Below are 5,333 nucleotides of genomic sequence, written 5' to 3' on the forward strand. Positions count from 1 at the left end.
GATGTACGGGCGAGCCGGTCTCGCCCTGCTACGCAAACGGATACTTCTCACCATCGCCAGGAACTGAGCGTTACCACGGGAATCTTGGCAGAGCCATGACATAGGTGATGGCTGAAGGCCGGGTCCCGCTCTTTTCCGCTTCTTTCTCGACCGCATCACGCCGCTCGGTCGACAGACCCGTGGCCTCCCAGCTGCGGTAGTAGCCGTTCTTGCCGTAAAAGGGGTACTCCCCGGTATCAGGAGACTCAATGTTCGTGTCCGGGCGCAGGGCATCGGCGGGCGGGACGACGCCGTCGGCGGCGAGCCGATTCCACGCATCCAACAGGGCCATGACGCGCCTGGGGGCCGTGCTGGCCCGGCGGGCGAACTCTCCGGCACTGATGCGCCGGAAAGCGTTCAGGCCGCTGCGGGGCTGGTAGTCGATTCTCACGCCGGTGCCCTCGCCGGGCGTGACGCGCCTGGCGACCAGAAGGGCGAGCTTCCAAGGGCCTCTGCGATCCAGGGTGACGAACTCGTCGATGTCGGCTTGCAGGGCTTCCTCGCCGTCGTCGAGAGTATCCTCGGGCGAGCCGGGGTTCATGCTGTCGCCTTCTCGCGCTGCGGCCGCCGCTGCGCCGGGACGCTGACCCTGCGGATCGCGGCGATCTGACGGACCCTCTTGGTGAAGACGTCCAGCTCGTCCAGGGCGACAGAGGCGTTGGCCTTCTGCGCGAGATCCAGCTGCACTGTCTTGGGAAGGCGTTTGATGATCCGTGCCGACTGCGCGGCCAGGGCGAGCAGATCAGCGACCAGCGCGGCGCTGGGGTCGGGCTTGCCGATGGGCTGCTTCGGCGGCTTGCTGGCCGTTCTGTTCTTCGCGCTCGGCCCGCTGCTTGTCGAACTCGGCCTCCAGTTCGGCGCGGGTCACGGCATCGTCGGCGAGCAGCGCCGAGACGAGCAGGTCGCGGTTGGGGCTGTTGTTCATGTCGCTGACGTAGTCGACGACCTCCTCAGCCTCGCGAGCCTGCGGATCCATGACGATGGCCAGCGGGGGTGCCGTGCCCAGGACCGTCTGGTAGGTGGCGTGGTTGACCCGGTCGGCGCCCACCGTCCTCGCATCGTCGATCAAGCATCGGAGCTTGGCGTAGCCGGGGTCGACGGGCCGGCCGCCGATCATGCGTGTCCCTTCGCGCAAGACGCTGTAGGAGACGAAGACGCCGCAGGTCTCCAGCAGCGTGCGCAGGTCCGGCGTGACCGCCTTCGCCGTTGCTCGCCACTGCTTGGCGGTGGTCACCGACAGGCCGACCCGCTCGCAGAACTGCCCGAGGGCGTCGCCGTCGGCCCACGCGGCCGTCAGCATGTCGCCGATCGCCAGCTGGCTGACGCGGCAGGTGCTCATCAGGCGGCGGCACTCGTGAACGTCGTGTTCTGTGAAGCTCATGCGGACCCCTCAGCGAACCGGGCAGACTGACGAGCACGCAGTGTAATCAGGAAGATACGCTTCTGTTTGCCGATTGTCTGCCCAGGTGGCAGGGCCCGGGAGCGGCGCGGGGTCAGCGATCACGATTGACCTCCTTCATCAGGTCTTTCAGCGCCGTCCGGGCGGCGGTCAGATTGTCTTCGGTCTCGGTCAGCGTGGCCTTCAGCCGCGTGTTCTCCGCCAGCGCGGCGTCGCGCTCGGCGGCCAGGCGTTCGACCTGGGCCATCAGCTCGTTGATCCGCTCCGTCAGTTCCCGGCTGCCGGCCGTCTCCAGCGCCGTTCCCAGACCGCGCCGGACGGCGGCCTTGAGCTTGTCCCGCTCCGCGCGCAGCTCTTTGATCTGGGCGCGGGCCAGTTCCAGGTCGCAGGCCAGGGACGCGGCCGAGACGCTGATTCCGGTCGCGGTGGCGCGCCGGGCTGCTTTGGCCTGCCCTGCGATCGCGGTCTCGATGTGCTCGCGGACGCCCGGGGAGTAGACCAGCGAGGTCGACACCTGGGCCGCCGCCGCGACACCCCGGAAGGTGATCGGTTCCCCGCCGGACTTCAGCTCCGCCAGCGTGGCCAGCACCTTGCCGCGTTTGACCTGGCTGTCCTTGCGGCGAACCTCGCGCAGCACGTCGCCGGGGGTGCGCCCAGCACCCGGCGACCTCTGGCTCACGCGCTCTCCTGCCCGCGCCGCCCGGGCAAGCCGGGCATGCCCAGGTCGATGACACGGGCCTGCTGGGCCCGGACGATGCGCAACGCCTCGGCGGCCCCGAGCAGTTCGGCCCGTTCCTCCTCCGGCAGCGCCTCCAGCTTGTCCCGGGCGATGCCGACGATCCTTGCCATCGCCTCGATGTTGGCGTCGAAGTTTTTGATCACGTACTCGTCGACGTCCATCGCCAGCGCCCGCTCCCGATCGGCCCGCAACTGCATGACGTGCTGCTCCATCTCCGGCAGATAGGTCGCATCGGCGCGGAAGAACGTGCAGGCGGCGCACTGGAAGCGGATGGCGCAGGCGCCTCCTCCGGCTCTGACGTTGGCGGGCTCGGTGCAGCGGCCGTAGGGCACCGCCACCGACTGCGCCTCATAGGCGGTGCCCGAACGGGTCGGCCGCGCCCGCCCGGCGCGATCGAAGCCGTGACGGCCGGCTATCGCCACCGCTTCCCGCTTCCGCTTGAGGGAGACGGTGTAATACCCCGAGGTGGTATGTGTCGATCGGTGATCCATAAGGTCGCGGAGCACGTCGATCGGCACCCCGGCGTCGGCATGTCGTTGGGCGTAGGAATGGCGGAATGCGTAGGGGAAGATGAGCGAGCGCTCGAACGGCAGCGGCCGCCCGTCCGGGCCGAACTCCTCGGCCAGCAGCTGCGGGACCGCATCGGCGAAGGCCCGGATGATCGGTGAGATCTGCTCGGAGGTCAGATGCCGGACCTGCCCGAACTCTCCGGCCGGCGGGAACAGAAACCCCTCCGAACCGGACGGCAGGTCGATCGTGGCGCGGACGGCCTGCCAGGTGTGGATGGTGGTCACCGTCTCCGATGGGATCGGCAACCGGCGCCGGTTGCGCAGCCCTTTGCTGTTGTCCCAGCGCAGCTGCCAGTCCTCCCCGTCCCGCTCCAGGCAATCGACCTCCAGCTGGCCGATCTCGGCGGGGCGGCGGCCGGTGTCGCGCAGCAGCTCATAGACCGCCACCGCCATCGCGTGGACCTGCTCGGGCGAGAGCCGCCCGTGGGTGATGCCCGCGCCCAGCAGGTCGGTGTGCTCGTCCAACTGTCCGATCACCGACTCCGGGATCGCCCTGCCGATCTCGTCCTCGTTGACCTGGACCTGCTTGATGACGTGACTGGAGTGCCGGGCGAACCCGGCGGCCATGCCGTCCAGCCGCTCGGTGAGCCGGCCCCAGTCCAGCACCTTGAACCACATCGACAGCAGGCCGCCCTTGTTCTTCTGACTCATCTCCTGGCCATCGGCCCGCAGGAGGTTCTCAAAGCCCGCGACGACCGCCGTCATATCGGCGAACCCCAGCCTCGCCGGGTCCAGCCCGCCGCCGGTGCGCGCGTCCAGCGCCCGGGCGGCGGTCTGCACCGCCTTGTGTGCCCGGCGGACCTCGCTGGTCGTGGGCTTGGCCTCGCTGATCCAGGCCACCAGGATCTCCTTCAGCCAGATCTGCCGGATCATCGAGATGTCCAGATCGCCGGGCCGAGCGGTGGGCCTGCCGTGCCTGCCCCGGGCCCCGAGGTCGACCAGGTCCAAACTCGGCCGCGTGGCCGGATCCACGCTGCGGAACCGGTCGAAGGCCGCAGCCACCACCCGGAACGTCTCCCGCAACAGCGCATCGACGTTCGCCGTGACCCGGCTCGGCAGCGCCCCCAACTGGACCGCCGCGATCGCGGCGACGCGGTGGCCGGCCAGCACCGCGACCGACTGCCGGACCGCGGTCGGGTCCAGCCGCTGCCCCCGCAAATCCCGGGCGGCCAGCGCGAACAGCAGCTCCGCGCGCACCACCGGCTCCAGCGGCGCCAGGGAGAACTGGTTGACGATCAGGAACGGCGCTTGGCGATCCAGCCAGGCCGCGTCCGCCACCTCCAGGCCGTCCGCCTTCAGCCGCCGGGTGTGCAGGTCGCAGATCCCCGAGCCCGGCCGCCAATCACGCCCGCAGCCGCCGACCAGACACGCCGGAAGCGGGTCGTAGGGGGCCGCGGCGGCGACCCAGACTTCCAGCTCCTCCGCGCCGGTCCGCTTGCGCATCATGTCCTTGTGCCGCAGCGACCCGTGCGCGGCGCACAACCCCCACACCGCCCCGTCCCGCGCGCAGCCCGCCACGATGCAGGGCCTGGCCCCGCCGTCGATCACCCGGTTGCGGTCCGGGACGAAGCCGTCCCGGAACTCCTCCAGCGCCAGCCCCGACTTCCGCAACGCCTTCTCACACAGGTCACACAGGGCCTGCGTGCGCGAGATCCGATCGCAGGCCGCCACCGTGCAGCGGTAGGCGACCGTGCAGCGGTTGCCGACATCGCCGGTGAACAGCCACGTGGCCGCATCCCACTCCCCAACCCGCCAGGGGGTGGGCGTGTTCGCCGACAGCCACGCGGTCCAGATCTCGGCCCGCGCCCGGCCGGCTCGTCGTCTGGCGTTGGGAAGGCGAGCACGTTGCCCGGCCCGCTCACGAACGGGCCTGCCGTCTCTTGGCGGCCACCATCTCCACGGCCTCGCGCTTGTCGGAGTCGGTGACATGGGAGTACGGGTCCTGCGAGGTCACCGAGACGTGGCCGGCGATCTCCTGCACGACCCGGCGATCCACCCCGGCCCGCCGGAGCCTGGTGATCGACGAGTGGCGGAGCATGTGCGGTCTGGCTCGGAATCCGGCCTGTTTGGCCAGGCGGCAGAACAGCTCATAGGCCGTCCCGTACGACATGGCCTTGCCCACGGGCGCATGGAACAGGTTCACGAACACCATGTCCCCGGCGTCCCCGGCGTCCCCGGCGTCCCCGGCGATCTCGGCCCGCTCGAACTGGTAGTGCGCATAGAGCTCGATCGTGACCTCGTCCACCGGGATCGCCCGGGGCTGCCGGGCCTTGGCGAACGCCCCGTTGGCGTTGAGGCGCCGCCGGACGTGGACGTGCGGCCCCTCGTGCCGGCAGTTCAGCACCCGAGAATCGGGCAGCAGGTGCATGTCCTGTCTGCGGAGCCCGAGCGCTTCCCCTATCCGCATGCCGGTCTGCGAAAGGAGCTGGATGAGGAATTTGTCGCGGTCGTGCCTGGCCAGGCCGAGCAGCACGTCGATCTCCTCATCCGTCAGCCACTCATAGCCCGGGATCGCGACCCTGTACTTGATCGTGCGGGCCATGATCGTGCGGTGCTGGCCGTCCTCGCCCGGGTCGAACCCCGCCGG

Annotated in this window: 6 protein-coding genes; all 6 read right to left on the reverse strand. The window is 69.9% G+C overall.

Going from position 1 to position 5,333, the window contains the following annotated elements:
* Positions 1-70: 70 nt before the first annotated feature.
* Positions 71-580 (reverse strand): hypothetical protein, encoded by a 510-nt coding sequence (locus AB0L53_RS59085; RefSeq protein WP_364015831.1) that lies wholly within the window; start codon positions 578-580, stop codon positions 71-73.
* Positions 577-726 carry a hypothetical protein gene (locus tag AB0L53_RS59090; protein ID WP_364015834.1) on the reverse strand — a complete coding sequence of 50 codons (150 nt, stop codon included), beginning with the start codon at positions 724-726 and terminating at the stop codon, positions 577-579. The genes AB0L53_RS59085 and AB0L53_RS59090 overlap by 4 nt, the downstream gene beginning before the upstream one ends.
* Before the next feature lie 55 nt (positions 727-781).
* The gene (locus AB0L53_RS59095) at positions 782-1,420 is read right to left on the reverse strand and encodes a hypothetical protein (protein WP_364015837.1); all 639 of its coding nucleotides are present in this window, start codon (positions 1,418-1,420) and stop codon (positions 782-784) included.
* A gap of 112 nt (positions 1,421-1,532) precedes the next feature.
* Complete coding sequence (locus tag AB0L53_RS59100; protein WP_364015840.1) at positions 1,533-2,117, reverse strand: DUF6262 family protein; 585 nt, start codon at positions 2,115-2,117, stop codon at positions 1,533-1,535.
* The gene (locus AB0L53_RS59105; RefSeq protein ID WP_364015843.1) at positions 2,114-4,675 is read right to left on the reverse strand and encodes a tyrosine-type recombinase/integrase; all 2,562 of its coding nucleotides are present in this window, start codon (positions 4,673-4,675) and stop codon (positions 2,114-2,116) included. Before AB0L53_RS59105 ends, AB0L53_RS59100 begins: the two co-directional genes overlap by 4 nt.
* A partial coding sequence (locus AB0L53_RS59110) for a tyrosine-type recombinase/integrase (protein WP_364015846.1) occupies positions 4,605-5,333 on the reverse strand: 729 nt, incomplete at its 5' end. The genes AB0L53_RS59110 and AB0L53_RS59105, both read right to left, overlap by 71 nt.

The organism is Nonomuraea sp. NPDC052129 (genome assembly GCF_040680095.1).
In the GTDB taxonomy this organism is placed as follows: Bacteria; Actinomycetota; Actinomycetes; order Streptosporangiales; family Streptosporangiaceae; genus Nonomuraea.